This window comes from Chitinophaga sp. Ak27, from assembly GCF_012726295.1.
Lineage (GTDB): Bacteria > Bacteroidota > Bacteroidia > Chitinophagales > Chitinophagaceae > Chitinophaga.
Map to the genome: position 1 here is coordinate 378,180 of NZ_JABAOB010000004.1, position 25,786 is coordinate 403,965.

General features: G+C 48.9%; 24 protein-coding genes. 14 read left to right on the forward strand and 10 right to left on the reverse strand.

Going from position 1 to position 25,786, the window contains the following annotated elements; all coding sequences use genetic code 11:
- Positions 1-83 precede the first annotated feature (83 nt).
- Positions 84-1,115: a GntR family transcriptional regulator gene (locus HGH90_RS16295; protein WP_169191555.1), complete on the reverse strand. Its 1,032-nt coding sequence runs from the start codon at positions 1,113-1,115 to the stop codon at positions 84-86.
- Positions 1,116-1,295: 180 nt separating this feature from the next.
- On the opposite strand from HGH90_RS16295, the gene rhaT reads away from it, so the two are divergent.
- From rhaT to HGH90_RS16330, 7 genes are all read left to right on the forward strand, one after another.
- The gene (rhaT, locus tag HGH90_RS16300) at positions 1,296-2,351 is read left to right on the forward strand and encodes an L-rhamnose/proton symporter RhaT (RefSeq protein ID WP_168763067.1); all 1,056 of its coding nucleotides are present in this window, start codon (positions 1,296-1,298) and stop codon (positions 2,349-2,351) included.
- Between the two features lie 42 nt (positions 2,352-2,393).
- Entirely contained in the window at positions 2,394-4,520 is a 2,127-nt protein-coding gene (locus tag HGH90_RS16305) for a bifunctional aldolase/short-chain dehydrogenase (RefSeq protein WP_169191556.1), read from the forward strand.
- 35 nt (positions 4,521-4,555) lie between these two features.
- Positions 4,556-5,830 (forward strand): sugar isomerase, encoded by a 1,275-nt coding sequence (locus HGH90_RS16310; protein ID WP_169191557.1) that lies wholly within the window; start codon positions 4,556-4,558, stop codon positions 5,828-5,830.
- 13 nt (positions 5,831-5,843) lie between these two features.
- A complete protein-coding gene (locus HGH90_RS16315) occupies positions 5,844-7,241 on the forward strand; it encodes an FGGY-family carbohydrate kinase (protein ID WP_169191558.1) in 1,398 nt (465 codons plus the stop codon).
- A 35-nt stretch (positions 7,242-7,276) separates the two neighbouring features.
- On the forward strand, positions 7,277-8,212 hold the full coding sequence (locus tag HGH90_RS16320; RefSeq protein WP_169191559.1) for an alpha/beta hydrolase: 936 nt from the start codon (positions 7,277-7,279) through the stop codon (positions 8,210-8,212).
- A 104-nt stretch (positions 8,213-8,316) separates the two neighbouring features.
- On the forward strand, positions 8,317-11,529 hold the full coding sequence (locus HGH90_RS16325) for a glycosyl hydrolase (RefSeq protein ID WP_169191560.1): 3,213 nt from the start codon (positions 8,317-8,319) through the stop codon (positions 11,527-11,529).
- A 24-nt stretch (positions 11,530-11,553) separates the two neighbouring features.
- Entirely contained in the window at positions 11,554-13,329 is a 1,776-nt protein-coding gene (locus HGH90_RS16330; RefSeq protein ID WP_211172650.1) for an alpha-L-rhamnosidase C-terminal domain-containing protein, read from the forward strand.
- A gap of 89 nt (positions 13,330-13,418) precedes the next feature.
- Here HGH90_RS16330 and HGH90_RS16335 read toward each other — a convergent pair whose 3' ends face one another.
- The 6 genes from HGH90_RS16335 to HGH90_RS16360 all read right to left on the reverse strand — a co-directional run bounded on the left by HGH90_RS16335 (position 13,419) and on the right by HGH90_RS16360 (position 17,450).
- On the reverse strand, positions 13,419-13,871 hold the full coding sequence (locus HGH90_RS16335; protein WP_168763073.1) for a MarR family winged helix-turn-helix transcriptional regulator: 453 nt from the start codon (positions 13,869-13,871) through the stop codon (positions 13,419-13,421).
- 23 nt (positions 13,872-13,894) lie between these two features.
- The gene (locus tag HGH90_RS16340; RefSeq protein ID WP_169191561.1) at positions 13,895-14,314 is read right to left on the reverse strand and encodes an SRPBCC family protein; all 420 of its coding nucleotides are present in this window, start codon (positions 14,312-14,314) and stop codon (positions 13,895-13,897) included.
- A 103-nt stretch (positions 14,315-14,417) separates the two neighbouring features.
- Positions 14,418-15,776: a Gfo/Idh/MocA family oxidoreductase gene (locus HGH90_RS16345; protein WP_169191562.1), complete on the reverse strand. Its 1,359-nt coding sequence runs from the start codon at positions 15,774-15,776 to the stop codon at positions 14,418-14,420.
- Between the two features lie 107 nt (positions 15,777-15,883).
- On the reverse strand, positions 15,884-16,312 hold the full coding sequence (locus HGH90_RS16350; RefSeq protein ID WP_168763076.1) for a MarR family winged helix-turn-helix transcriptional regulator: 429 nt from the start codon (positions 16,310-16,312) through the stop codon (positions 15,884-15,886).
- A 24-nt stretch (positions 16,313-16,336) separates the two neighbouring features.
- Positions 16,337-17,014: a type 1 glutamine amidotransferase domain-containing protein gene (locus tag HGH90_RS16355; protein WP_168763077.1), complete on the reverse strand. Its 678-nt coding sequence runs from the start codon at positions 17,012-17,014 to the stop codon at positions 16,337-16,339.
- A 10-nt stretch (positions 17,015-17,024) separates the two neighbouring features.
- The gene (locus HGH90_RS16360) at positions 17,025-17,450 is read right to left on the reverse strand and encodes an organic hydroperoxide resistance protein (protein ID WP_168763078.1); all 426 of its coding nucleotides are present in this window, start codon (positions 17,448-17,450) and stop codon (positions 17,025-17,027) included.
- A gap of 274 nt (positions 17,451-17,724) precedes the next feature.
- Between HGH90_RS16360 and HGH90_RS16365 the strand changes: the two genes are divergently transcribed.
- The 4 genes from HGH90_RS16365 (at position 17,725) to map (ending at position 20,544) form a co-directional block, all read left to right on the forward strand.
- Positions 17,725-18,588, forward strand: coding sequence for a TIGR02452 family protein (locus HGH90_RS16365; RefSeq protein WP_168763079.1), 864 nt, complete (start codon positions 17,725-17,727; stop codon positions 18,586-18,588).
- Entirely contained in the window at positions 18,578-19,123 is a 546-nt protein-coding gene (locus HGH90_RS16370; RefSeq protein WP_168763080.1) for an NADAR family protein, read from the forward strand. The genes HGH90_RS16365 and HGH90_RS16370 overlap by 11 nt, the downstream gene beginning before the upstream one ends.
- A gap of 2 nt (positions 19,124-19,125) precedes the next feature.
- Positions 19,126-19,662: an RNA 2'-phosphotransferase gene (locus tag HGH90_RS16375; protein ID WP_211092907.1), complete on the forward strand. Its 537-nt coding sequence runs from the start codon at positions 19,126-19,128 to the stop codon at positions 19,660-19,662.
- Between the two features lie 117 nt (positions 19,663-19,779).
- Positions 19,780-20,544 (forward strand): type I methionyl aminopeptidase, encoded by a 765-nt coding sequence (gene map / locus HGH90_RS16380; RefSeq protein ID WP_168763081.1) that lies wholly within the window; start codon positions 19,780-19,782, stop codon positions 20,542-20,544.
- 3 nt (positions 20,545-20,547) lie between these two features.
- On the opposite strand, the gene HGH90_RS16385 is transcribed toward map, so the two are convergent.
- Positions 20,548-21,579 (reverse strand): sialidase family protein, encoded by a 1,032-nt coding sequence (locus tag HGH90_RS16385; RefSeq protein WP_169191563.1) that lies wholly within the window; start codon positions 21,577-21,579, stop codon positions 20,548-20,550.
- A gap of 78 nt (positions 21,580-21,657) precedes the next feature.
- Between HGH90_RS16385 and HGH90_RS16390 the strand changes: the two genes are divergently transcribed.
- Positions 21,658-22,848: a class I SAM-dependent RNA methyltransferase gene (locus tag HGH90_RS16390; RefSeq protein ID WP_168763083.1), complete on the forward strand. Its 1,191-nt coding sequence runs from the start codon at positions 21,658-21,660 to the stop codon at positions 22,846-22,848.
- Between the two features lie 78 nt (positions 22,849-22,926).
- On the opposite strand, the gene HGH90_RS16395 is transcribed toward HGH90_RS16390, so the two are convergent.
- On the reverse strand, positions 22,927-23,400 hold the full coding sequence (locus HGH90_RS16395; protein WP_145666780.1) for an Lrp/AsnC ligand binding domain-containing protein: 474 nt from the start codon (positions 23,398-23,400) through the stop codon (positions 22,927-22,929).
- Between the two features lie 249 nt (positions 23,401-23,649).
- On the opposite strand from HGH90_RS16395, the gene HGH90_RS16400 reads away from it, so the two are divergent.
- Entirely contained in the window at positions 23,650-24,531 is an 882-nt protein-coding gene (locus HGH90_RS16400) for a class I SAM-dependent methyltransferase (protein ID WP_168763084.1), read from the forward strand.
- Here the strand turns inward: HGH90_RS16400 and HGH90_RS16405 are convergent.
- Positions 24,515-24,868 (reverse strand): hypothetical protein, encoded by a 354-nt coding sequence (locus HGH90_RS16405; RefSeq protein ID WP_168763085.1) that lies wholly within the window; start codon positions 24,866-24,868, stop codon positions 24,515-24,517. The two genes, HGH90_RS16400 and HGH90_RS16405, sit on opposite strands and share 17 nt — an antisense overlap.
- A 212-nt stretch (positions 24,869-25,080) precedes the next feature.
- On the opposite strand from HGH90_RS16405, the gene HGH90_RS16410 reads away from it, so the two are divergent.
- Complete coding sequence (locus HGH90_RS16410) at positions 25,081-25,725, forward strand: DUF4136 domain-containing protein (protein ID WP_168763086.1); 645 nt, start codon at positions 25,081-25,083, stop codon at positions 25,723-25,725.
- The last annotated feature ends 61 nt before the right edge of the window (positions 25,726-25,786 follow it).

Sequence of the window (25,786 nt, forward strand, 5' to 3'; positions counted from 1 at the left end):
CTGTGTTATGTATTTTAATTATTTAGATGTGTCCGTAATTGTCATATAAGATGTCCGATTCCGGACATTTGTCGCAGGGGGCATTACAACGATGCCCGCATCGTGACGTAAAACGGTACCTCAATCTGCGCCCTGGAATGATCTTGTATCAGTTGTGCCGCCATTTCTCCCATACACCGGAAATCAGTGGAAATAGTGGTAATACCATTCAGGATATATTTCTTCAACGGTGTTTCGTTATAAGAAATTACTCCCACATCTTTTCCTATCTGCAGGTTCAGCGAAATAATCCGTTCAATGAGAGAGACAAGGTCATTTTCGCGGAGATTGATGTATACGTCGCCTGGCTGTATATTTTCTTCCGAAATCTCATTTACTTTTTTACTGTTGAAAGCGTAGTTCTGGCAAAACTGTACAAACCCTTCATAAATTTCTTCAGGGTAATAGGTGTTTTCCGGGTAAATAATTTTCAGGGTATGGTACTGTTGCAGTTTGTCCCTGGCCTGTTCCAGCGCCCCATAGATATCTTCCTGGAAGTTTTCATATACGGCACCATATTCGCCGGTAACGCCTTTCAGCTTTTTGTCCAGTAATATCAGCTTTTCTTTAGGGATGGTATTAATCACCTCGTCTACATGCTCCCAACGCTCCCGGAAATGGGGGAGTATCACGACATGGGTATATTCGTTGATGTTTTGTGACAGCAATTTTTTAAACAAACTGAAGTCGCTATTGTAAATATAGAAGTCAATGTTGGCCTGTTCTCCTAACTTGTCAGCAAAAGAGTCGTAGATGATTTTTTTGTGCTCACTCAGTTTGTTGAACAACAGCAATATTTTATATTGTTGGTCCAAGTTGGTTTGTTGTACATAATATCCTTTACCAGGTACCGACCCCAGGATGCCCAGGCTCTTCAGGTATTTATAGGCCTTTTCCGCAGTATCCCGCGATATCTCGAAGGCATAGCTAACCTCGTTGATAGAAGGCAGTATATCATCCTGTTGTACTTTCTGATCTACAATGGCTTTGATAATGGAATTAGCCAGCTGATAGTATTTGGGAGTAGCAGAGAAGTCATCTATAAACAGGTATTTAAAAATCGGATGTTGCTTCATAGTACGTCAGTTATTAATCTTTCCGTGGAGTCAGTGATCAGCTTTTCGGGACAATGATAGTGATTTAATTCTATAAATGGTAATGGGCGCAGGAGGCATGACAGTGCATGACAGTTTTAAAATATACAAGCTTTATTTTTACGAAATATTAGTTTCCACGTTACAAATTAGTACATCATTATGCAGGCTTTATTGGGAGTTTTATTCCACTTTATAGGTGGTTTTGCATCCGGAAGTTTTTATATCCCTTACAAGAAGGTGAAGGGGTGGAGCTGGGAGAGTTATTGGATTGTAGGTGGCATTTTTTCCTGGCTGGTAGTGCCATTGTTTGCTGCCTGGCTAACAGTGCCGGGTTTCCTCGATATCATTACCGGCACAGAAGGCCCGGTGCTTTTCTGGACCTGGTTCCTGGGCGTTTTATGGGGGATCGGCGGTTTAACTTTCGGGCTGTCTATGCGCTACCTGGGAATGTCGCTGGGTATGGCGGTAGCACTGGGCTTTTGCTCTGCATTTGGAGCGCTTATTCCTCCTGTTTACCGGCAGTTGTTTACCAGCGATCCCAATACCCTGAGTGCCATGTTCCATACCAGCAGGGGCAGCTATGTGCTAATGGGGGTAGCAGTATGCCTGGTAGGTATTGCTATCTGCGGCCGTGCAGGGATGATGAAGGAGAAGGAGTTGTCGGAAGAACAGAAAACAGCCAGTATAAAGGAATTTAATCTCCGTAAAGGATTGGTGGTTGCCATTGTTTCCGGTATACTAAGCGCCTGTATGAGTTTCGCTATCAGCGCCGGCAACAGTATGGGAAAGGCGGCGGTAGCCAATGATGCCAACCCTCTGTTTAAGAACAATGTTATCTTTGTCATCATAATGTTAGGTGGGTTAACTACCAATTTTATCTGGTGTATGATCCTGAATAGCCGTAACCGCTCGTTCGGTGATTATACCAATAAGGAAACCCCGTTGGTAAAAAACTATTTGTTCGCCGCCATTGCCGGCACTACCTGGTTTTTGCAGTTTTTTTTCTACGGCATGGGCGAAAGCAAGCTGGGCAACGATGCCAGCTCCTGGATATTGCATATGGCCTTTATTATCCTGATCTCCGGCATGTGGGGATTTGTGCTGAAAGAATGGAAGAATGCCAGCAGAAAAACGTTTGTTACTATTTCACTTGGTATATTCACCATCATCCTGTCCGTTGTACTCGTAGGATATGGCAACTCACTTGATTATTAACCTGCAGTATTACCGCAATTAAAAACGTTAAAATTATATAGTATGTCTATAAATGGAACCACTACGCAATTCAGGCATGTAAGTTATTTATGGGATGAAGCAACAGCCGCCGCTATGGCGGGTGATGAAGTTGCCTTGCTGATCTATCGTTCCAATTTGCTCGGCGCTGATCTGCGGCTCACCAACTATGGAGGAGGAAATACTTCCTGTAAGGCGATGGCTAAGGATCCGCTCACCGGCGAGCTGGTAGAAGTGATGTGGGTAAAAGGTTCCGGCGGCGACCTGGGCACACTCCGCAGAAGCGGGCTCGCCGCATTGTATGTAGACCGGCTCCGCAGCCTGCAACATATTTATAAAGGCATTGCGCATGAAGACGAAATGGTGGAACTGTTTAACCATTGTATCTACGACCTCAGCTCCAAAGCGCCATCTATCGATACCCCGCTGCACGGTTTCCTTCCATTCAAACATATTGATCACCTGCATCCGGACGCGGCTATCGCTATCGCTGCCGCGAAAGATGGCAAACGGATCACACAGGAGTTGTTCAACGGCACCATTGGCTGGGTACCCTGGCAAAAACCGGGCTTCGACCTGGGATTGCAATTGAAACAGTGCCTGGATGAAAACCCAGGTATACGCGGGATCATGCTGGGCTCTCACGGACTCTTTACCTGGGGCGATACCGCCTACGAAAGCTATATTAATACCCTGGAAGTGATAGAACGTTGCGCAGAATACCTGGAGGCCAACATGGGACGTCATAAGCCCGTTTTCGGCGGGCAGGCGATCGCCTCCCTGGAAGAAGCGCAACGCCGCTCCCAGGCGGCTGCATTGGCGCCTGTATTACGGGGCTATTGTTCTTCTCAACAGAAAATGGTTGGCCACTTTACCGATGACGCCCGCGTATTGGAATTTATTAACTCCAACGACCTGCAACGGTTAGCCCCCCTCGGTACCAGTTGCCCCGACCACTTCCTACGCACCAAAATCAGCCCGCTAGTGCTCAACCTTGCCACCGGGGCCGATCTTAGCGATGTGCCTGCCGTAAAAGCAGCATTGGTGCCGCTGTTCGACGCCTACAGGCAAATGTATACCGACTATTACAATACCTGTAAACATCCGAATAGTCCCGCTATGCGCGATCCTAACCCGGTGGTGATCCTGTATCCCGGCGTTGGCATGTTTACTTTTGCAAAGGATAAACAAACCGCCCGCGTAGCAGCCGAATTCTATATCAATGCCATCAACGTGATGAAAGGCGCAGAAGCAGTATCGGAATATACCTCCCTGCCACGGCAGGAAGCATTCAATATTGAATACTGGTTGCTGGAGGAAGCTAAATTGCAACGCATGCCTAAACCCAAGGCGCTAACAGGAAGAGTAGCGCTGGTCACCGGCAGTGCCGGCGGTATCGGTAAAGCCATCGCTAAAAAGTTTGCTGAAGAAGGCGCCGTGGTAGTGATCAACGACAACGATGCGCAGCGACTGGAAAGCGCCCGGGATGAGTTTAACCGGCTCTATGGCAAAGATGTCTTTGCAGCCGATCTGCTCGATGTCACAGACGCTGCGTCGGTACATAAAACCTATAATACCGCTGTGCTGGCATTTGGTGGCGTGGATATCATCGTCAATTGCGCCGGATTGTCGATCTCCAAACCATTGGAAGACCATACGGAAAAAGATTGGGACCTCTTATACGATGTACTGGTAAAAGGGCAGTTCCTGGTCACCCAAACCGGCGTAGATATTATGCGTAAGCAAGGTACCGGTGGCGATGTGTTGAATATTGTCAGTAAAAATGCGTTGGTTTCTGGTCCTAACAATGCGGCATATGGGTCTGCCAAGGCGGCTCAACTGCACCTTAGCCGGCTCAATGCCGCCGAGCTCGGAAAAGATCGTATACGCGTAAACGTTGTAAATCCAGATGCCGTTATTTCCGATAGTAAAATATGGGCCGGCGCCTGGGCAGAAGGCAGGGCCAAAGCTTACGGAGTGAAAGTGGAAGAGCTGCCCGCATTCTATGCCAAACGTACGCTCCTCAACGAAATTATTGTGCCGGAAGATATTGCCAATGCCTGTTATGCTTTTGTTGGCGGATTGCTCAACAAGGCCACCGGTAATGTACTTAACGTAGACGGAGGCGTTGCTATGGCTTTTGTAAGATAAATGCAGTATTTTATGAGTTCCTTAAAATGACAATAATGCGTATAGCGCCATATAAAATAGAAGATCATAACAAGGCGTTGATGGCGGCCCATCAGCGAGCATTTGAATATCTCTCCGGGGAAATTGACCATGTACAGGATATCATTCAACAGCTGGTAGCTTTCCAGGTAGGTATTCCCAGCTGGGCGCTGGGTACCGGCGGTACCCGGTTTGGCCGCTTCCCCGGTGGCGGCGAGCCCCGCAGCCTCGAAGAGAAAATTGAAGATGTGGGATTACTGCACCAGCTGAACCAATCCAGCGGTGCCATCTCCCTGCATATTCCCTGGGACATAGCTGACAATCCCGCGCATATTAAAGCCGTAGCTGCCCAAAACGGGCTCCGCTTCGATGCCGTGAACTCAAACACCTTCCAGGACCAACCCGGGCAAACACATAGCTATAAATTTGGCTCCCTGCAACACGTTGATAAAGCAGTACGGCAGCAGGCCATTGATCATAATATTGAAGTCATCCGGCAGGGAGTCGCCGTAGGATCTGATTCGCTTACAGTATGGCTGTCGGATGGCTCCTGCTTCCCGGGTCAGCTTAATTTCCGGCAGGCATTTCAGCGTACGCTGGAAGGACTCCGGGAAATTTACGCCGCGCTACCCGATAACTGGAAAATGTTTGTAGAGTACAAAGCGGCAGAGCCTAACTTCTACTCTACGACGGTAGGCGACTGGGGGCAATCCTATCTCTTTTCCAGTAAGCTGGGTCCCAAAGCCTATTCCCTGGTAGATTTGGGCCATCACCTGCCCAACGCCAATATAGAACAAATTGTAGCCCTGCTGCTGATGGAAGGGAAGCTTGGCGGTTTCCATTTCAACGATTCCAAATATGGAGACGATGACCTGACGGTAGGCAGCATCAAACCTTACCAGCTGTTTCTCATCTTCAACGAACTGGTGGAAGGCATGGACGCCCGCGGTATGAACCATGCCACCGACCTGGGTTGGATGATCGATGCTTCCCACAACGTAAAAGACCCGCTGGAAGACCTGCTGCAGTCGGTAGAAGCCATCATGATCAGCTACGCACAAGCCTTGTTGGTAGACCGTAAGAAACTGCTGGCAGCGCAACAGCAAAACGATGTGGTAACGGCGCAGGAGGTATTACAACAGGCTTTCCGCACAGATGTACGGGCGCTGGTAGCCGCCGCCCGCTTACAGGCGGGAGGCGCGCTGAACCCACTGTCCCTCTATCGCTCTGAAAAGATAAGAGCAGTGCTGATCCGTGAAAGAGGTGCGAAAACGATGGCCACCGGTTTGTAACTTAAAACGTATCATGAGCGAAATTCCCGTTATAGCAATTTTTGACGTTGGTAAAACCAACAAAAAACTGTTCCTCTTTGATGAACAGTACCGGATCGTTTTTGAGCGGACAGCCCGTTTCACGGAAACCGTGGATGAAGATGGCGCGCCCTGTGAGAACCTGGAAAGCCTTCGCCTCTCCGTGTTTGACTCGCTGAGAGAAGTATTCCGGAAAAAAGAATGGCAGATTAAAGCCATTAATTTTTCTACCTATGGCGCCAGCCTGGTGTATATAGACGAGGAAGGGCGCCCACTTACTCCGCTGTACAATTACCTGAAAGCATATCCCGCAGCGCTCAGTGAGCAATTTTACAGTCAATATGGGGGAGCCACTGCATTTTCGGTGCAGTCGGCCTCCCCGGTATTGGGAAGCCTGAACTCCGGTATGCAGCTATACCGGCTCAAGCACGAACAACCGGACATTTACCGGCAAGTGAAGTACGCACTGCATTTGCCGCAATACATGAGCTATCTTTTAACCGGTGTGGCCTGTGCAGACATTACCAGCATAGGCTGTCATACCAACCTCTGGGATTTTCAACGAAATAATTATCATAAGTGGGTAACAGAAGAAGGGGTGATGGATAAGCTGGCGCCTCTTTTTTCTTCCAATGAAGTAATGCCGGCGGCCTTTCCAGGCAGCAATTACCTCGTAGGGACCGGCTTGCACGATAGCTCCGCAGCACTGATTCCTTACCTGGTCAACTTCCAGGAACCGTTTGTATTAATTTCTACCGGCACCTGGTGTATCAGTCTCAATCCCTTTAACGATACGCCGCTTACCACAGAAGAACTCGAGGCCGACTGCCTTTGCTATATGACCTTCCAGGGCAAACCCGTAAAGGCCTCCCGTCTCTTTGCCGGCTATGAGCACGAGCAGCAGGTAAAACGCATCGCGGCACATTTTAATCAGCATACCGGCAGGTACCGCAACATCGACTTCGACAGCGATATCATTCGCCGGCTGAAAGCACGAAATCAGCAGGAAACGCCGTTACCAACAGCAGGAAAGAAAGTATTGCAGTCCTCCGAATTTGAGCAACGGGACCTGGATACCTTTACCTCCGATATCGAAGCCTATCACCAGTTAATGCTGGATATCGCCCACCAGCAATATATTGCTACAAAAAGAGTATTGAGTGGCGATAAAGTAAAACGTATATTCGTTGACGGTGGCTTCAGCAAAAATGCTATTTACATGAACCTGCTGGCAGCTTTTTTCCCCGAGATAGAAATTTTTGCTGCATCGATGGCGCAGGCTACCGCCATGGGAGCCGCACTGGCTATACATGGCGCCTGGAACAGTAAGCCGCTGCCCAACGATTTGATAGAACTGAAGTATTATTCAGTGACGCATGATGTATCTTTATGAAGATTTGATTATCACTACGCTCAATATCAACAACTATGCGCGCCCTGTTAACTTTTTGCTGCTGCCTGCTGGCGGCTATCGCTAACGCACAAACGACGTTCCCTTTATATCAGGGCCTGCCTCCCGGAGGTATTGCCTCCCCGGATGAAGAAACGAAGGATAAAGACAATAACCGCTTTTTGACCAGTATACCCACCCTGACCAGCTACCTGCCTGCAAAAGATAAAGCCACTGGCGCCGCGGTGCTGATTATACCGGGCGGCGGCTACCATGTAGTAGTGCTTCAGAAAGAAGGGATTAATATCGCGGAGTATTTTGTAAAACAAGGTATCGCGGCTTTTGTACTCAAATACCGCCTGCCCTCCGATAAAATCATGCAGGATAAAAGCAGCGGCCCTTTGCAGGATGCCCAGGAAGCTATAAAAACAATCAGGGCACGTGCGGCGGAATGGAATGTCGATACCACCAGGGTCGGTGTGATGGGCTTCTCTGCCGGCGGTCATCTCGCCTCCACGTTAGGCACCCATTTTGATCGGCCCGTGTTAGCCGCTAACAATGGCCTAAATCTTCGCCCCGATTTTATGGTATTGGTATACCCGGTGATCAGTATGGAGAAGGATCTTACCCATGCCGGATCACGTAAGTTCTTGCTGGGAGAGCATCCTGACGAAACTAATATCAAATACTACTCCAACGACCGGCAGGTAACCCGGCGTACGCCGCCAACCCTGCTGTTTCATACCGGCGATGATAAAGTAGTGGACGTAGATAATACGCTCGCTTTTTACCAGGCCTTGCGCCACCAACATGTTCCCGCCGAAATGCACATCTACCCGGAAGGCGATCATGGGTTTGTGCTGAAGCTACCCGCAGATGGCTGGATGCAGATCATCATGAAATGGCTGGGCCGTACCGGTATGCTCAATCCCGGTAATCCCCTGCTACAGGGAGGTACAGGACAGTTATACTAAATCTCTTTTTTATTTTGGGAAATAACCTGGTATACCGGTGCTATCACCGGCAGGGGTAACTATTCGGTGTTGTTACCCACGGTAACGTATAAACGTATTCCACTATGAATTGCTGTCTCTATAAAAGAACAATGACAACTATTGGCCTGCTGGCGCTGGTGAGTACCACCAGCGCGCAATTGCAGCAAGGCTTTATCACGCCACCCGATAGCATAAAACCCAGCGTGTACTGGTACTGGATGAGTGATAATATTTCGCAGGAAGGTGTAAAGAAGGATATTGAAGCAATGGTGAAAATAGGGATAGGCCGTGCTTTCATTGGAAACATCGGTTATGCGAAAGAAGAGGTGCCCTATGGAACAGTCAGGCTTTTTTCAGACGAATGGTGGAAAGTGACCCGTACCGCTATCAGTACAGCCACCAGGAATGGCCTGGATATAGGGATGTTTAATAGTCCCGGCTGGAGCCAGAGTGGCGGCCCCTGGATTAAGCCTTCCCAGTCGATGCGTTACCTGGCCGGTAACGAAATCACCATCAAAGGACCTCAACAACTTTCGCAGCAGCTTCCTGCCGCTGCGGCCAACTTTCAACAGGTAGCCGTACTGGCCTTTCCTGTGCCGGTTGCCGACGAAGAGGATATCAGTAAACACGCCCCCCGCCTGACTTCCAACGCCGGCTATCAGCACATTGAACAACTGGTGGATGGAAATATAACCGATGAAGCCGTGGTAACAGGCAGTAACAAGCCTGCCAGTATCAGCATCGATCTGGAAGTAAGCCAGGACTTCACCGCCCGCAGCTTGGTTATTTACCCGGCGGCTAAACCTTCAAAAGCAAATTTCGAATTACAGGTAAAGCAAAATGGTAGCTGGCGCAAGGTTAAGGCATTTGCGTTCGATCGCAGCAACCCCCAACCCAATGTAGGGTTTAAACCTTATGCACCCGTAGCTATTGCCTTTGAGGCCACTACAGGCAGGCAGTTCAGGCTTGTCATCAGCGACGGACAACCGGCGCTGGCAGAAGTAAAATTGCTGTCGGCCCCCCGCATTGAGCGTTATGAGGAGAAGCAGTTGGCTAAAATGTTCCAGACGCCCTTACCGCTGTGGAACGAATACCAGTGGCCACAGCAGCCACCGGTAACAGATGCTGCCCTGGTAATAGATCCCTCGAAGGTGGTGGACCTGACTAAGAACGTCTCTCCGGAAGGCATACTACATTGGCAGGTACCGGCGGGTAACTGGATTGTAATACGCTATGGTATGCTACCCACCGGCGTTACCAATGCGCCGGCATCGCCGGAAGGAACGGGATTGGAGATAGATAAGATCAATGACAGCTGGTTGCAACATCATTATGATTCCTTTATCGGTAAAATCCGCCAAAGCATTCCTGCGGCGGAGCGCAGCGCATTAAAATGGGTGGTGGCCGATAGCTATGAAACCGGTTCTCAGAACTGGACCGACGATATGGCTGAAGATTTTGCCCGTCAATATGGCTATGATCCTTTGCCCTGGCTGCCGGTGTTGTCCGGCAGGGTAGTAGGTAGCCCCGATCAGTCAGACCGCTTCCTGTGGGACCTGCGCCGCCTCATAGCCGACCGCGTGGCTTATAAATATGTGGCCGGCCTTCGCAAAGCCAGTCATAAAGACGGGTTGAAACTATGGCTGGAAAACTACGGCCACTGGGGCTTTCCATCGGAGTTCCTGAAGTACGGAGGGCAGTCGGATGAAGTGGCTGGTGAATTCTGGAATGAAGGTACCCTGGGAAATATTGAGTGCAGGGCCGCCTCTTCTGCGGCACATATTTATGGGAAAACGCGCGTAGCTGCAGAATCGTTTACCGCCGGCGGCGCTGCCTTTGCCCGATATCCGGCGCTGCTCAAGCGCCGGGGCGACTGGTCCTTCACAGAAGGTATTAATCATACCCTGTTGCACGTATTCATCACCCAGCCTTACGAGGATCGCGAACCCGGTGTGAACGCGGGCTTCGGGACAGAATTTAACCGGAAGAATACCTGGTTTTACCAGGGTAAAGCTTTTGTAGATTATATCAGGAGATGTAATTACCTTTTACAGCAAGGTAAGGCCGTGAACGATATTGCGTATTTCATCGGGGAAGATGCCCCTAAAATGACAGGTGTCCGCGAACCGGAACTGCCCGCGGGGTATTCCTACGATTACATCAATGCGGAAGTGATCCTGGATAGGCTGCAGGTGCGCGATGGAAAGCTGGTGTTGCCGGATGGCATGAGTTATCGCCTGCTGGTAATACCCCAGCTGGAAACCATGCGGCCGGCATTACTGGAGAAGATAGCAGCCCTGGTAAAGGAAGGCGCCACCATCCTGGGGCCCGCCCCCAAACGATCGCCCAGCCTGCAGCATTTTCCTGCTGCCGATGCACATGTACAGCAACAGGCCATGGCGTTGTGGGGCAGTGAACAAAGCGCTCGTCATGCATATGGTAGAGGACAGGTACTCAGTGGCAAAGATATGAAGGCCGCCCTCGACATCCTGCAACTCCCTGCTGATGTAGCCCAGCTGCCGGAAAATGTATTGTATGCACACCGCAGCGGCGATATGGGTGACCTTTACTTCCTTACCAACCAATCAGACCAGCCTATTACATTGCAGCCTGCATTTCGTGTTACCGGCCGTCAGCCGGAATGGTGGGATGCCGTTTCCGGCGAAATCCGCGATTTGCCTGAGTTTACCATGCAATCGTCGCATATCGTAGTGCCGTTAACGTTAGCGCCCTATGAGAGCGGTTTTGTAGTGTTCAGGAAAGCAGCAACTAATAACGGTAACGGGCATATTAACTTCCCGGAACCTGTAGTGCTTACAACTTTGGCGGGCGCCTGGAAAGTGAAGTTCGATGCAGACAGGCGGGGACCGGCAAAGCCCGTGATATTTAAGCAACTGATCGACTGGAGTAAACACGACAACGAACAAATCCGTGATTATTCCGGCACCGCCGTTTATGAAACCTCTTTTACAATAAGCAATATACCGGCAGGCCACACCGTTTACCTCGACCTGGGTAATTTAACTGCTATGGGCAAGGTAAAACTGAATGGTGCCGACCTGGGAACGGTATGGACGGCTCCCTACCGCGTAAATGTACAGCATGCCCTAAAGAAAGGCGTCAATAAAATTACCGTGGAAGTGGTGAATACCTGGGTAAACCGGCTGATTGGCGATAGTAAATTGCCACCCGAAGCATGTAAAACCTGGAGTAACGTAAACCCCTATACACCGCAGGCTACTTATCAGTCCGCAGGTTTGTTAGGACCGGTAAAACTGGTAGCCATCAAATATTAACGGAATAAACACAGGAAAATCATCATGAAAATACGCACCTGGCTGGCGTCCTTCAGCGCCTTGTTATTATGGGGAAACACTCTCCTGGCTCAACTGCCACCAGTATTCGACAGCGGCCGCATGGCGACGGTACAAACCACCGCCACCGTACGACGTTACCTGTCTCCGGAAAAGATTACCTGGCAAACACCCAACGCTGGCGGCGCCACCATTACCAATGCAGCCCGTTTCCTGTTGCCCGGCAATGGCCAGGCCGATCTGGCCAATCAAAATATGTGTGTGCTGAAAAGTACTGCCGCAGCCCATCCAGCCATCCTGTTTGATTTTGGAAAAGAACTCCATGGCGGCCTGCAACTGGTAACCGGCATGTATAAAAGCGGGAAACCCCTAAAGCTACGGGTGCGCTTTGGCGAATCGGTCAGTGAAGCGATGAGCGACATAGAACCTTCAAAAAATGCCACCAACGATCATGCGGTACGGGATATGGTGGTGGAAGTGCCCTGGTTGGGCAAACTGGAAGTGGGCAACACCGGCTTTCGTTTTGTGCGTATAGATTTGCTCGATGATAATGCAGAACTACAACTTAAAGAGGTGAGGGCCATTTTCGTATACCGCGATTTGCCCTACCTCGGCTCGTTCAAGTGCAGCGACGAGCTACTCAACAACATATGGCTGACCGGCGCCTATACTGTGCACCTCAATATGCAGGACTATCTGTGGGATGGTATTAAACGAGATCGCCTGGTATGGATAGGCGATATGCATCCCGAAACATCCACAATCAGCGCCGTATTTGGGTATAATGACGTGGTGCCCCGCAGCCTCGATTTGTCGAGAGATATTACACCAATACCGCAGTATATGAACGGCATGGTGTCTTATTCTATGTGGTGGGTGCTGATCCAGCGCGACTGGTATCAACATACCGGTAACAAGGCGTACCTGCAACAGCAGGCCGCGTACCTGAAAGGACTGCTGGATCATTTATGTAAGAAAATCGATGCCAATAATAGTGAAGACCTGAACGATGGTACAAGGTTCCTTGACTGGCCTTCCAGTGAAAATAAACCCGGTATACATGCGGGCCTGCAGGCCATGATGATCATGACCCTCAAGGCGGGGGCTGATCTCAGCAAAGTGCTGAAAGATGACGCTGCTGTGCGGCAATGCGAAGCGGCTATTGCACGGCTGAAAAAAAATGTGCCGGATGCCAATGGTTCCAAGCAGGCAGCTGCTTTGCTGGCATTGGCGGGCCTGGTGCCGGCAGAAAAAATTAACCAGGAGATTTTATCCGTAGGAGGTGTAAAAGATTACTCCACATTTTACGGTTACTATATGCTGCAGGCAAAAGCTAAAGCCGGCGACTACCAGGGAGGGCTAAACGATATTCGCACCTACTGGGGCGCTATGCTGAAGCTGGGCGCCACTACTTTCTGGGAAGATTTTAATATGGACTGGCTGCCCGGCGCTGCGCGCATCGATACCCTGTTGCAGCCGGGCCAAAAAGATATTCACGGCGATTATGGCGCTTACTGTTACAAGGGATTCCGCCATAGTTTATGCCATGGCTGGGCTTCCGGGCCTACACCCTGGTTAACAGAGCATATATTGGGTATTTCGGTGGTGGAACCCGGCTGCCGCGTGATCAGGGTAGTGCCTCACCTGGGAGACCTTACGTTTGCAGAAGGTACTTTCCCAACGCCCTACGGCGTGGTAAAGGTAAAGCATACACGCCTGGCAAACGGGAAAATTCAGTCAGATATTAAAGCGCCTGCCCAGGTGAAAATTATCCGGGAATAGGAGGGAATGCAGGAAACCCTTTTCATCGGCTCCGGAACATCTGGAGCCGGTTTATTCCCGGTTACTAACGTCAACGTATATATTAAAAATTACTGTTGTAACAGCTGGCGTAGCTTTTTATTAAATTCGCTGGTCTTGCTGCCCAGAGGAGCAAAGAAATCGGCATCAAACTGCTCCACCACTTTGATGGCCTGCCGGGTGATCTTTTCACCGTTGGCCGTCAATGCTACGGTTTTAGCCCGGGTGTCTGTGGCATGTTCCCTTCTCTCCAGCAGGCCTTTTGTTTGCAGGGTGCGCAACACTGTGGAAGTTGTCATCGGATCTATCTTGGAGTGGGCAGAGAGCAGGATCTGTGTCACTGGCTCGTTTTGCCGGGTAAGCCACAGGGTACTGGCCAGCAGTACAAACTGCGAATGAGTTAGATCATATTTCTCGAGCGCCTTGCGGATTTCCCGTTGCCATAAACTGGTTACCTGCCACAGCAGAAACCCCGGACTCTCTTCCGCTTCGGTTACACTAAATGGATTGTCTTCTTTCTTCATCGCCCATTTTTTTGCAAAAGTAATTATAGTTTGCTCGCTACCTGGATTTGATTTTCCATATCAGCAGGTAAACCGTTCACAATATCCTGCGCTACTATCTTCTTCCATAAAAATCCAAGGGCGCCGGATACCGTCATTGTAGTGGTGATTTTCAACCCCTCCTGTGTTTCTTCAAAGGTATGCTCACCGTACATTTTAGCCAGTGGAAAGCGGGTGAGGTCTACAAACTTTTTATTAGGAACGATGTCAAATAACTCAATTTTCACTTTGGGGCCATTTTTGGGTTTAAGCAGGAAATGGTTGCCCTTTTCAAATTTTCCATCCAGTCGGGCATATTCAATACCGTTATCCCAGGTATGCCAGTTGTTAACGTCGGCAAAAAGTTTCCACATTTGTTCTTTGGTAGCGGCTTTGGTGACGATAGTATGAGATTGTGACCACATGATAGTAATGTTTTTGATGTGAGTAATATTTTATAAGTGCAAATATAATAAGTGTACTTATAATAACAAAACATATTTTATCATGATAATTTAATGTTGTTTTTTAGACTGCCGGGTGTTGCCAGGGCGACCGGTAGGGGCGTTGTAACAAAGCCGTGGCGGCCGGATCGCCGGTAATAATCCGTTGCTGCGGGTTGTATACTACGGGGCGTCCCAGTTGCATGGATATATTGGCGAGAATACAGCTGGCCGTGGAAATATGTCCTTCTTCGATATCCGCCACGGGGCGTCCGCCATTTTTAATGGCGCCCAGGAAGTTGAGCATATGCAGGCGCGTAGCGGGAGCTGCATTTAATTCAATAGCCGGTTCGGTCAGGTCTTCCGGGTATTTTTCCTTTTCGTATACTACATCTTTATGAATAGGAGTGCCATTGTCGGCAGGTATGAAATCGTAAGACATGGTGCTGGCAGCCAGCGTTCCTTTTTCTCCATATAATTTAAATGCCCACGGGTATTTTGGATCTGCCGGCGTGCCCCAGGTACGGTGCTGCCACACGCAGTTCAGTTCTTCGTATTCAAAGATGGCCGACTGGGTATCGGAGATATTCGATTTTCCTTCTTTCTGCACATAGATACCGCCGGTAGAACTGATGCGCTTGGGCCAGCCCAGTTGCAGCATCCAGCGCACGGTATCAAACATATGAATACACATATCGCCCATAATGCCATTGCCGTATTCCATAAAAGTACGCCACCAGCGTACATGGGGGAGGCCGTCGTAAGGGCGCAGGGGAGCGGGGCCTGTCCACATCTCGTAGTCAAAATAATCAGGTACCGCCTGCACCGGAGGGTTACCGTTATTGCGCATATGATAGTAGCAGCACATTTCTACATGGGATATTTTGCCCAGCAGGCCTGCGTCTACGATATTCTTTTTTGCATCTATCAGGTGGGGAGTACTTTTCCGCTGGGTACCTACCTGCACTACCTTACCATATTTGCGTGCGGCTGCTACCATGGCTTCGCCTTCGATCACATCTACGCTGATCGGTTTCTGTACATATACATTGGCGCCAGCTTCCAGCGCAGCAATGGTTTGCAGGGCGTGCCAGTGGTCGGGTGTTCCTATTAGTACAATGTCCAGCTCATTTTCAGACAGGAGCTTTCGATAGTCGTTATACAGCCTCGGCGTTTCATGGGAAACCTGTCGTTGGCGTACCATATCAGCAGCCGCCTGCAGCATGTTTTTGTCAACATCGCATAAGGCGATCACTTTCACCGGCGCTACCTGTATAAGCCGGAAAAGGTCGCTCTTGCCATACCAACCGGTACCGATCAGCGCCACCCGCAAAGGCTTGTCAGGATAAATGAAATCGAGCGCGCTGGCGCCTATAGCGGAAAGTGCGAGGGTAGCCGTAGCTCCTTTTAAAAAACGACGGCGATTGATGTTAAAATGGTACATAGCGTGGAAGTAGTTAAAAGTGGGTAAAGCATTCTTTCGCGTACAAAATAGGTTCAGTAAGAAAGATAATAGATTATGCGAAAAAATGCCAGCTATGCAAAAAAAAACTATGCTTCCTGGTTCCGTTGCAGGATGTCGTTGATCATAGGTTTCAGGGTCTGATATTCTTCCGGGGTGAATCCCATACTGCAACTGATTTTTTCGGGGATATCTGCCGCCCGGGCTTTCAGCTCCGTTCCGGCTGCGGTTAACTGGATGTTCACGATCCGCTCGTCCGTTTTGCTCCGAGCCCGTTTAATCAGTCTTTTGCTTTCCAGTCTCTTTAACAACGGCGTGAGGGTCCCGGAATCGAGCATTAGCAATTTTCCCAGCGCTTTCACCGATAACGTTTCATGTTCCCACAGCGATAACATTACCAGGTATTGGGGATACGTAAGGTCTATCGCATTTAAAAAAGGCTGGTAATGCGAGGTTACCAGCCTTGATAATGCGTAAAACGAAAAGCAAAGCTGATTGGATAATTTCAGTTGTTTCAATTGACTTGATTTAACAACGCAAAGCTAAGCTAATGTTTCAATTAATATTTTAGCCACTTCCTCAGAAGATGCCGGATTTTGCCCGGTGATCAATAAGCCGTCTTTCAGGGCATAAGGGTGCCAGTCAGGCCCCTTGCTGTAAAAGCCACCTAACTTTTTCAATTCATCTTCCAAGAGGAACGGCACTACACTGGTGAGCTGTACCGCCTCTTCTTCTGCATTACTAAAGCCGGTCACTTCCTTACCTTTTACCAAAGGCTCGCCGTTGGGACCTTTTACCTTTAGCAGTGCTCCGGGAGCATGGCAAACAAAGGCTACTGGTTTATTTTGACGATAGAAGGCTTCTATCAGGGAAACAGAGCCGGGGTCATTGGCCAGGTCCCACAACGGGCCATGACCGCCGGGATAGAACACCGCGTCATAGTCTGCCGCATCCACTTCATTCAGCTTTACGGTATGTGCCAGCTTTTCCTGCAAGGCAGCGTCCCGCTTAAAGCGCTCGGTGGCAGCGGTTTGAAATTCGGCCAGCTCACTCTTCGGATCTATGGGTGGCTGACCACCTTTCGGAGAAGCCAGGGTGATTTCTACCCCCGCATCTGCCAGCACATAGTAAGGGGCGGCAAACTCCTCTACCCAAAAACCGGTCTTATGACCAGTATTGCCTAACTCGCTGTGCGAGGTCAATACAATAAGTACCTGCATATAATCTGGTTTATATCAGCGCTAATTCAACGTTTATATTACCACGGGTTGCCCGGGAATAAGGACATACCTGGTGCGCCTTTTCTATCAGTGACTGTGCCAGCTCACGGTCTGTATCCGGGATGGCTACTTCCAGTTTTACGGCCAGGCCATAATTCCCCGCTTCATCTTTTCCTAAACTAACTGCGGCAGTTACCCGGGTAGTACCGGTACGTACCTTTTCTGTTCTGATCACCAGGTTCAGCGCGCCGTCGAAACAAGCGGCATAGCCTGCAGCAAATAATTGTTCAGGATTGGTGTAAGCGCCGCCGCTGCCACCCATTTCCTTTGGTATGCGAACATCCAGGTCCAATACCCCGTCGGAAGAGGTTACATGTCCATTCCTGCCACCCACTACGGTGGCGTGTGCTGTGTATATACTTTCAAATGTGGCCATAAAATATTTTATTTATTGTGTAAAATTAAATTGTACACAATTGAATTCCAAATTAATTTTATGGCCACCTGTTATGTTTAACAAATAAATGCCCGGGAGTGTTGAAAAAAATGTCTTTTCCTCCTTCTCCCAAAAAAAAATGTGGCGAAGTCGTAAATATTCTTTTACTTTGCGTCATAATGACGTAAACAAGTGATTGAACCCTCAGCTGTACTATGGAATTATGTTAACCCCCGGCATTATTCCAACAACCCTGCTGAAAAACTACAACCACATGAACAAGAGCAAAAGAATAGCCACGGCTTACGAAACGCTGGATATAATGGACAAAGGCTGTTACCGGAATCAACACAACCACCTCATTGATATAAGCGCAGCGCTGCAATACAGCGTGGCCAACACGATACATTATAAACCCGGAGATTTTGATATCGTATTCATACAAAGAGATCAGCAGTTAAAAGATCAGCCGGCAACACCGCTTCGTATAACCGTTACCGGTGAAACCACGTTTGCCGCCGCATATCGACTGATCGTAAAAGAAGGTATCTCCGACGTATGCTGCCTGAACTTTGCATCGGCTAAAAATCCCGGCGGAGGTTTTCTGGGTGGTGCACAAGCCCAGGAAGAAGCGCTGTCCAGAGCCAGCGGCCTGTATGCCAGCCTCAAATCCAAGCCTCAAATGTATACGGCCAACAGGTTGACCCACACCTGCCTGTATACCGACAATATGATCTATTCCCCGCTGGTACCTGTGTTCAGGAACGATCGCGATGAGTTGCTGGACGAAGCCTACTCTGTATCCATCATCACCGCCCCGGCCGTGAATGCGGGCGCCATCAGCAACAATGAACCTGGTCGCCTTAAAGATATGGAAGCCGTGATGCTGGCAAGGATCGAAAAACTATTATCTGTTGCGGTAGCCAACAAACAAACTACCCTGATATTGGGAGCGTGGGGATGTGGCGTTTTCAGAAACAACCCGGCCGATATCGCCCGTTGGCTGGCACATCATATCTGCCACAACGAAGTATTCCAACACGCCTTCACAAACATTGTATTTGCCGTGTATGATACTTCAGAGAAACAGCATAACCGTAACGCATTTAACAACGAATTTCAACATCATGCAGTATAATAACGAATGGCTGTTAGCCAGGTATGAAGCGAAAGAGCGATTAAAATTTGTTTTCTTCTGGAAGCCACTAGTGGCGCCAAACGGACAAATTACCGCCTCCTGCCTTGGACAGTGGTGGAAAAGCAATTTTACCGTAGACGGTATTACCTATAAAACGGCGGAACATTGGATGATGGCGGGAAAAGCCCGTCTCTTTAATGACCCCGTTACACTGGAAAAGATATTGCAGGCGACTGCTCCCGCGGAGGTCAAGAAACTGGGACAACAGGTGAAAAATTTTGACCAGCCTACCTGGAACGCCCATAAATTTGATATAGTGGTTACCGGTAACTATCATAAGTTTTCACAGGACCCCGCATTGAAAAAATTTTTACTTAACACGCAGGAACGTATATTGGTAGAAGCCAGCCCCATGGATCGTATCTGGGGAATAGGCATGGCGGAAACCCACGAACATGCGGAAAATCCTAGCCTGTGGCGCGGCGAAAACCTATTAGGTTACGCGCTCATGACGGTACGGGATCAATTGAAATAAACATGACACCAAAAGCTATCAGCAAATTGCTGAGTCTTATTCTCCGGCATAACCCGGACAAAGTACAACTACCGCTCGATGCCCATGGCTGGGCCGATGTAGCTACTTTACTGCAACAATGTAAAGCACATGGATTCCACTTCTCAAGCACCGAGCTGGAATCGATGGTGGCTGAAAACGATAAACAACGCTTCGCGTTCAACGAAGATAAAACCAGGATCAGGGCCAGCCAGGGACATTCGCTTTCGCTGAATATTTCCCTGGATCTGCCCCCGGCTACACCGCCGGAATACCTCTATCATGGTACAGTAGGTAAATTCGTGCAACAGATCAGGAACACCGGCATACAGAAGATTAGCCGCCAACATGTACACTTGTCGGAAGACTTGGGTACCGCCCGGAAAGTAGGCAGCAGGAGAGGCTTACCGCTTATCCTTACCATACACAGTGGGCAAATGCATCGCGATGGTTGGGTGTTTTACCTGTCGGCCAATGGGGTATGGCTCACGGATGAAGTACCACCCAAATATATTCAGTAATGCCAGCTTTATCGCCATGGAAGCGATTTAGCTCCCTATTGAAATTGTCTTGAAAAGTCTCTCCCGTTACAGGAGAGACTTTATTATTTAATTAATCAGTACTTTTAAATAAAAAATATGTCTATCAATTCCGAAGCAGAACTCAATGGCATGAAAAGGGTCAGCAACGCGGTAGCGGTCACCCTGAAAGAAATGAGGAACTATGCCAAACCGGGTATGACTGCCCGGGAAATCGATGATTTTGGCGGAGAAATATTAAATGCTTTAGGCGCAAAATCCGCACCCAGACTTACTTATGGCTTCCCCGGCTGGACCTGTATCAGCGTTAATAATGAAGTGGCACATGGCATTCCTTCCGAAACGAAAGTATTGCAGGAAGGCGACCTGGTAAATATCGATGTATCCGCCGAGCTGGATGGCTATTGGTCCGACAATGGGGGCTCTTTCGTGTTGGGAGAAGATATCCATCACCACCAGGCGCTGGTAGATGCATCAAGATCTATTCTCTATAAAGCGATTCACCGCATCAAAACAGGTTCCCGTGTGGCCGACCTGGGACGATTTATAGAAACCGAAGCCGGAAAGTCAGGGTTCACGGTAATTCGCAACCTGGCCGGACATGGCGTAGGCCGCAGCCTCCACGAAGCGCCAGACGATATCCTCAATTGTTATGTTCGCTTCAATAAAACCCGGTTTAAAAGAAATGGAGTGGTCGCTATTGAAACATTTATCTCTACCAAATCTTCTTTTGCCAATCAAAGCAACGATGGCTGGACGCTCATCGGCAATAGGGGTGGATTTGTAGCCCAGCACGAACATACCATTGTGGTAACCGATCAGGCGCCTATCATATTGACTGCCGCCAACGAAATCTGGAACTAATCCTTATCGCAGCGATAAAGTTACTTCCCGGATATTCTTACGGTCACTGGTATACGTAATGTGTACCAAACCATCTGCGGTGGCGATAATAGCAGGATAGCTATATTCGCCGCCTGCATGTTTCTCCAATGTATACACATCTTTCCATTGCAGTCCATCTTTCGACACGGCTACTCTCAGCTCATTGCGGCCATTAGACCAATCCTTTCCCGATTTGGTGGGGTTATATACCAGCACCTGCCATCCATCGGGCCTGGTAACAGCATCGATACCTGAGTTGGGATTGAGGAGAGACAGGCCACTCACCGCGCTCCAGGAAGCTCCATTATCGGCCGACCAGCTGCTGGCCACCACATTCTGCCTGCTGCGGAACAGCGCCTGTAACTTCCCGTCTTTATAAGAGAGCAGGGTAGGCTGTATGACACCGAAAGTGTCGCAGTTGATGTTTATTTTCTTCCAAGCATGCCCGCTGCTGTCACTGATTTCCATATGCGATACCCATACGTTGCCTGTCACACTCTCTGTACTGGAGGGATGCAGCAGATGCCCATCAGGCAGCTGTATGCATTTATTTTTAATAGGTCCTAAAATACCGGCAGGTAGTTTTTCCGGAGATGACCAGCTAACGCCGTTGTCATGGCTGTAACGGGCCATGCCCCACCATTCCCGCGGATTGGGGCCTATCTTGTAAAACAGGCAAAGCAGCCCTGCCCGGGTGCGGAACAGCACCGGGTTCCAGCAAGGATACCGCAGTGTATCATTGATAATCCCATCTGCCAGTTGTACAGGTTGATGCCATTGGTTGTTTTTATACACAGATGCCCATATCACCACGTCCTTACTGCCTTCTTCCTTACCGCCAAACCAGGCTGCCAGTAATTGTCCGCCGGGAAGGGCAGTGATGGTAGATGCATGGCTGGAAGGGGTGACCGGCTTTTCCATGATCAGCTTATTACGCACCAGTGTGGCTTTCAGCTGCGCTTGTGCCGGGAAATAAAACACTGCCAGCAACAGCAGCATAAAACAATATCGCATATAAAACAGGATCTAATGAGGCGGTTAAATTAAGGAATGAACGGCGATTATCATAAAGATTGGTAAATTTGCCGCCTTATGTCATTATACACTACCAAGGGAACGGTTACAGTTACCTGTAACAAACGCCTGACACCCTTCCTGGAACAGGAAGTAAAAGAACTGGGATTTACAATTGATGAAACATTTGTGACTGGCGTACGGTTGCAGGCATCTGTCAACGAGTGTATCCGTTTAAACCTGCAGCTGCGCTGCGGCAGCCAGGTACTTTATAGCCTGAAACAATTTGAGGCCACCGATGCGGATGATATTTATCAGGCATTGCATAGCTATCCCTGGGAAACAATTCTTCCGGCAGATGGATATTTTTCTATCACCAGCAACGTGCAGAATGATACCATCAATAACAGCATGTTTGCCAATCTCCGTGTAAAAGACGCTGTGGTAGACCGTTTGCGTGCTAAAACAGGGAAACGCCCTTCTACCGGCGCAGAGCTGAGTGGCGCCGTGATTCACCTGTTTTGGAAAAATGAAAAGGCAGAAGTTTTTGTAGATACCAGCGGTGATTCGCTGGCCCGCCATGGTTATCGCAAAATTCCCGGTCGCGCGCCTATGCTGGAAGCCCTTGCAGCGTCCACCATCCTTGCTACGAAATGGGACCGCAAGAGCCCCTTTATCAACCCGATGTGCGGCTCTGGTACTGTGGCCATAGAAGCGGCACTGATAGCCACCAACAGCCGTCCCGGCCTGTTCCGCGACAACTACGCCTTTATGCACCTGCAAGGTTATAACGAGGCGGTGTACCTCGAAGAGCGGGGCATCCTGGAAAAACAGATAGTAGAAGTGCCCGGCTTACGCATTATTGCTACCGATCTTAGCGACATGGCTATCGTGAATGCACGTAAAAATGCAAAGGCCGCGGGCGTGCAGGACATGATAGAATTCAGGGTCTGCGATTTTGCTGCTACAGAAGTGCCTGCCAATGCTGCCGGCGTTGTATACATGAACCCGGAATATGGACTGCGCCTCGGCGAAATAGAAGCGCTGGAAGAAACCTATGGCCGTATCGGCGATTTCATGAAGCAGCGCTGCGGCGGTTACCACGGCTACGTGTTTACCGGCAACCTGGAACTGGCCAAGAAAATAGGCCTGAAAGCGAAAAGAAGAATCGAGTTTTATAATAGTACAATCGACTGTCGCCTGCTGGAATATGAGCTCTACGCCGGTACCCGCGATGCCAGGAAGTTGGTAGTAGATAATAATGAGTAGCAGTCCTTACTATAAAAACATAACATAAAAAAGCGCTGCCTTTTACGGGCAGCGCATATCAACAAAACGGTTGTTGTCTTAAATAGCTTCACTCACGTTAATCGGCCTGGAAAAGCTCTCCTCCAGGGATATAATGGTTTCTGTACGCTCTATTCCCTTAATGTGCTGGAGATCGTCCTGTAAAATTTTACGCAACTCGCCGCTGTCTTTGCAAATGATTTCTGCAAACATACTATACGAGCCGGTAGTATAGTTCAGCCTTACAATCTGCGGAATCTTTAACAGCTGTTTGGCTACGGTTTCATACAGCGAACTTTTTTCCAGGTAAATACCTATAAAGGCCAGTACATCATAGCCGATGGCACGCAGGTTTACCTGTAAACGCGTCCCTTTAATGACCCCCATTTCATGTAATTTCTTAATGCGCACATGAATAGTACCACCAGATACAAAGAGCTTCTTTCCTAATTCAGCATAGGAAATACTGGCATCGGTTGACATTTCTGAAATGATTTGCAGGTCTAATTTGTCAATATTTAATGGGTGACTCATTTTTGCAACGCGATTTAGATTTTTTTCTAAAATTAGGTATTTTTTTGAAATAATCGCAATAATCATCTGGGCGAAAATTATTCGCTTTCCGGCATCAGCTGGAAAGCCTGTCCACCGCCGCCTTTTACAGTTTATACACGGGAAAGGGCTTAGAAGTAATGTTTTCTCCCAATGAAACTATGCTCCCGGATAGCTGGCTTTTTTTAGTTATATTGATAACTATTTACCTGTCGTTAAAATCTATGATCTATGAAAGCCAATGTTACCAGCAGAACAGCGCAGTACATGGCGTTATTCAGAGCATTGGAAACTACGCGCTCACCCAGGAAAAGATTATTTGCCGACCCATTTGCCTCCAGGTTCCTCGACAATGGCTTAAAATGGGCGGTACGACTCTGCTCCATTCCCGGCTGGAGAGCCTTTGTGGAACGGATCGTTAGAAAGAAAATTCCTGGAGCCCTGTCCTCCGGTATCGCACGTACGAAATATATTGACGAATTGCTATTGCAATCCGTTGACACGGGCGCACAACAAGTATTCATATTGGGTGCAGGGTTTGATACCCGTGGCCTGCGTTTGCCGGCATTAAAACACCTAAAAGTCGTGGAGATAGACCATCCTAATACCTCCGCCTATAAACAGGCAGCATTACGGGTGCATCATATGCCGGCGAACATATTCTATTACCAGATAGACTTCAATAAACAAAGTCTCGACCAGCTGGCAGCGCAGCATCACTTCGATTTTAGCGTGCCCACTGCCATCATTTGGGAAGGTGTTACCAATTATCTCGATAAGCACGCCATCGACAATACCTTCAGTTTCCTGCAACGTTTTGCCCCCGGATCTACGGTGATCTTCACCTATGTACACCAGGAGGTACTCCGTAACCCTGCTGCATTTTTGGGCGGCCCCAGATTGCTGGAAGATGTAGCTGCCCTGGAAGAGCGATGGACCTTCGGCTTCGAACCGGAAGAACTGGCGGCATACCTGGGCCAATATCATTTTGCGCTGCAGCAGGACCAGGGAGCTGCCCAATACCGCCAACGATACCTGCCGGAACGGTCGGAAAAAGGATATGAATTTTATCGCGTTGCCTGCGCGTTGCGCCTGCCTAATGAAGACGAATAGCAGCGGTAGCAGTGGCCACCCAGGCTTTTTCAGGATTCCAGTGATACAACTCCTTCCAGGTATGCCATTCTTCTGCCAGCGTAAAGCTTCGCAAACAATAACAGGTATACTGCCATAACCGGCTATGCGCCAATATCGACGGCAGAGGAAGCAACAACAATACCGCCGCTATCACAATATCGGCCAGCCGCTCCTGTAAACCAGTATGCCGGATCTGGTTAAAGGGAAATAAGGTGGCTGTACTGGTCGCATGGTGATAAATAAGGTGCAGCAACAACATCGGGAAACCAGTTGTAAGCAGATGGAGCAGAACCTGTAAGATAGCAGTGGCCAGCATTTGCAGCGATTTTTATACAAATGTATCCCGCACATAAAAGCCAGGAAATACGCTACTGGTGGGCTACCCCCATTTTACGGCAGAAGCGGGATTATTGCCGGTAAAAAACGAAAGCGCCCGGAATGTATGCATTCACCGGCCGGTAAAACTTTTCAGGCCGGTAAAGTGTTTTCTTTATGTAATCCATTAGGTTCCACTAAAACATTACAACTATGAAATCAATCCTTTTGTCAGCACTGCTTGCTGCAATACTACTGTTAGGAGCCTGTGGCACTACGGTACATATGACCGGTACCTGGAAAGCGCCGGAGGCACCCTCTTCTGGGTTTCATAACATGGTGGTAGCAGCGCTGACCTCCAATATGGGCGCGCAGCAAACGGTTGAATCAAGGTTGGCGGAAGCACTACAGAAACGCGGAATCGTAGCCGGACGGGGCGCCGACATCTTTCCACCTAAGTTTGATCCCACCCGTGAAGCAGATAAAACAGCCGCCGGAGAACGGATGAGAGCCGCCGGCTATACTTCCGTGCTTACAGTATCACTGGTGAATAAAGAATCTGAAAGAAGATATGTACCAGGTTCCATGGGCTATGCACCTTATCCTGCATTCGGCTACTATGGCCGTTTCTGGGGCTATTATGGCTATATGTGGGGCAGCGCTTATTCTCCCGGATATTATACTACCGACAAAACCTATTTCCTGGAAAGCAACCTGTATGATCTGACCCAGGAGGGCAAACTGGTATGGTCTGGCCAGTCTGAAACGTATAATCCCAATAGCCTCGAGTCTTTCGCAAAATCATATGCCACACAGGTATCCACTGCCCTGGAGAATGCCGGGTTGCTGAAAAAATGATCAGTCATTAGGATCGCAAGTCGTCTTGAATACCAACGAATGATGAAGAAGCTGGTGAAAA

Bases quoted from the DNA above. Each gene is read 5' to 3' on its own strand.
- HGH90_RS16360 (WP_168763078.1), bottom strand. From the start codon at position 17,450: ATGGCCACATTTGAAAGTATATACACAGCACACGCCACCGTAGTGGGT.
- HGH90_RS16410 (WP_168763086.1), top strand. From the start codon at position 25,081: ATGAAATCAATCCTTTTGTCAGCACTGCTTGCTGCAATACTACTGTTA.
- HGH90_RS16395 (WP_145666780.1), bottom strand. From the start codon at position 23,400: ATGAGTCACCCATTAAATATTGACAAATTAGACCTGCAAATCATTTCA.
- HGH90_RS16320 (WP_169191559.1), top strand. From the start codon at position 7,277: ATGCGCGCCCTGTTAACTTTTTGCTGCTGCCTGCTGGCGGCTATCGCT.
- HGH90_RS16375 (WP_211092907.1), top strand. From the start codon at position 19,126: ATGACACCAAAAGCTATCAGCAAATTGCTGAGTCTTATTCTCCGGCAT.
- HGH90_RS16385 (WP_169191563.1), bottom strand. From the start codon at position 21,579: ATGCGATATTGTTTTATGCTGCTGTTGCTGGCAGTGTTTTATTTCCCG.
- HGH90_RS16325 (WP_169191560.1), top strand. From the start codon at position 8,317: ATGAATTGCTGTCTCTATAAAAGAACAATGACAACTATTGGCCTGCTG.
- HGH90_RS16400 (WP_168763084.1), top strand. From the start codon at position 23,650: ATGAAAGCCAATGTTACCAGCAGAACAGCGCAGTACATGGCGTTATTC.
- map (WP_168763081.1), top strand. From the start codon at position 19,780: ATGTCTATCAATTCCGAAGCAGAACTCAATGGCATGAAAAGGGTCAGC.
- HGH90_RS16310 (WP_169191557.1), top strand. From the start codon at position 4,556: ATGCGTATAGCGCCATATAAAATAGAAGATCATAACAAGGCGTTGATG.
- HGH90_RS16390 (WP_168763083.1), top strand. From the start codon at position 21,658: ATGTCATTATACACTACCAAGGGAACGGTTACAGTTACCTGTAACAAA.
- HGH90_RS16345 (WP_169191562.1), bottom strand. From the start codon at position 15,776: ATGTACCATTTTAACATCAATCGCCGTCGTTTTTTAAAAGGAGCTACG.
- rhaT (WP_168763067.1), top strand. From the start codon at position 1,296: ATGCAGGCTTTATTGGGAGTTTTATTCCACTTTATAGGTGGTTTTGCA.
- HGH90_RS16330 (WP_211172650.1), top strand. From the start codon at position 11,554: ATGAAAATACGCACCTGGCTGGCGTCCTTCAGCGCCTTGTTATTATGG.
- HGH90_RS16295 (WP_169191555.1), bottom strand. From the start codon at position 1,115: ATGAAGCAACATCCGATTTTTAAATACCTGTTTATAGATGACTTCTCT.
- HGH90_RS16370 (WP_168763080.1), top strand. From the start codon at position 18,578: ATGCAGTATAATAACGAATGGCTGTTAGCCAGGTATGAAGCGAAAGAG.
- HGH90_RS16405 (WP_168763085.1), bottom strand. From the start codon at position 24,868: ATGCTGGCCACTGCTATCTTACAGGTTCTGCTCCATCTGCTTACAACT.
- HGH90_RS16305 (WP_169191556.1), top strand. From the start codon at position 2,394: ATGTCTATAAATGGAACCACTACGCAATTCAGGCATGTAAGTTATTTA.
- HGH90_RS16365 (WP_168763079.1), top strand. From the start codon at position 17,725: ATGAACAAGAGCAAAAGAATAGCCACGGCTTACGAAACGCTGGATATA.
- HGH90_RS16340 (WP_169191561.1), bottom strand. From the start codon at position 14,314: ATGTGGTCACAATCTCATACTATCGTCACCAAAGCCGCTACCAAAGAA.
- HGH90_RS16335 (WP_168763073.1), bottom strand. From the start codon at position 13,871: ATGAAGAAAGAAGACAATCCATTTAGTGTAACCGAAGCGGAAGAGAGT.
- HGH90_RS16315 (WP_169191558.1), top strand. From the start codon at position 5,844: ATGAGCGAAATTCCCGTTATAGCAATTTTTGACGTTGGTAAAACCAAC.
- HGH90_RS16355 (WP_168763077.1), bottom strand. From the start codon at position 17,014: ATGCAGGTACTTATTGTATTGACCTCGCACAGCGAGTTAGGCAATACT.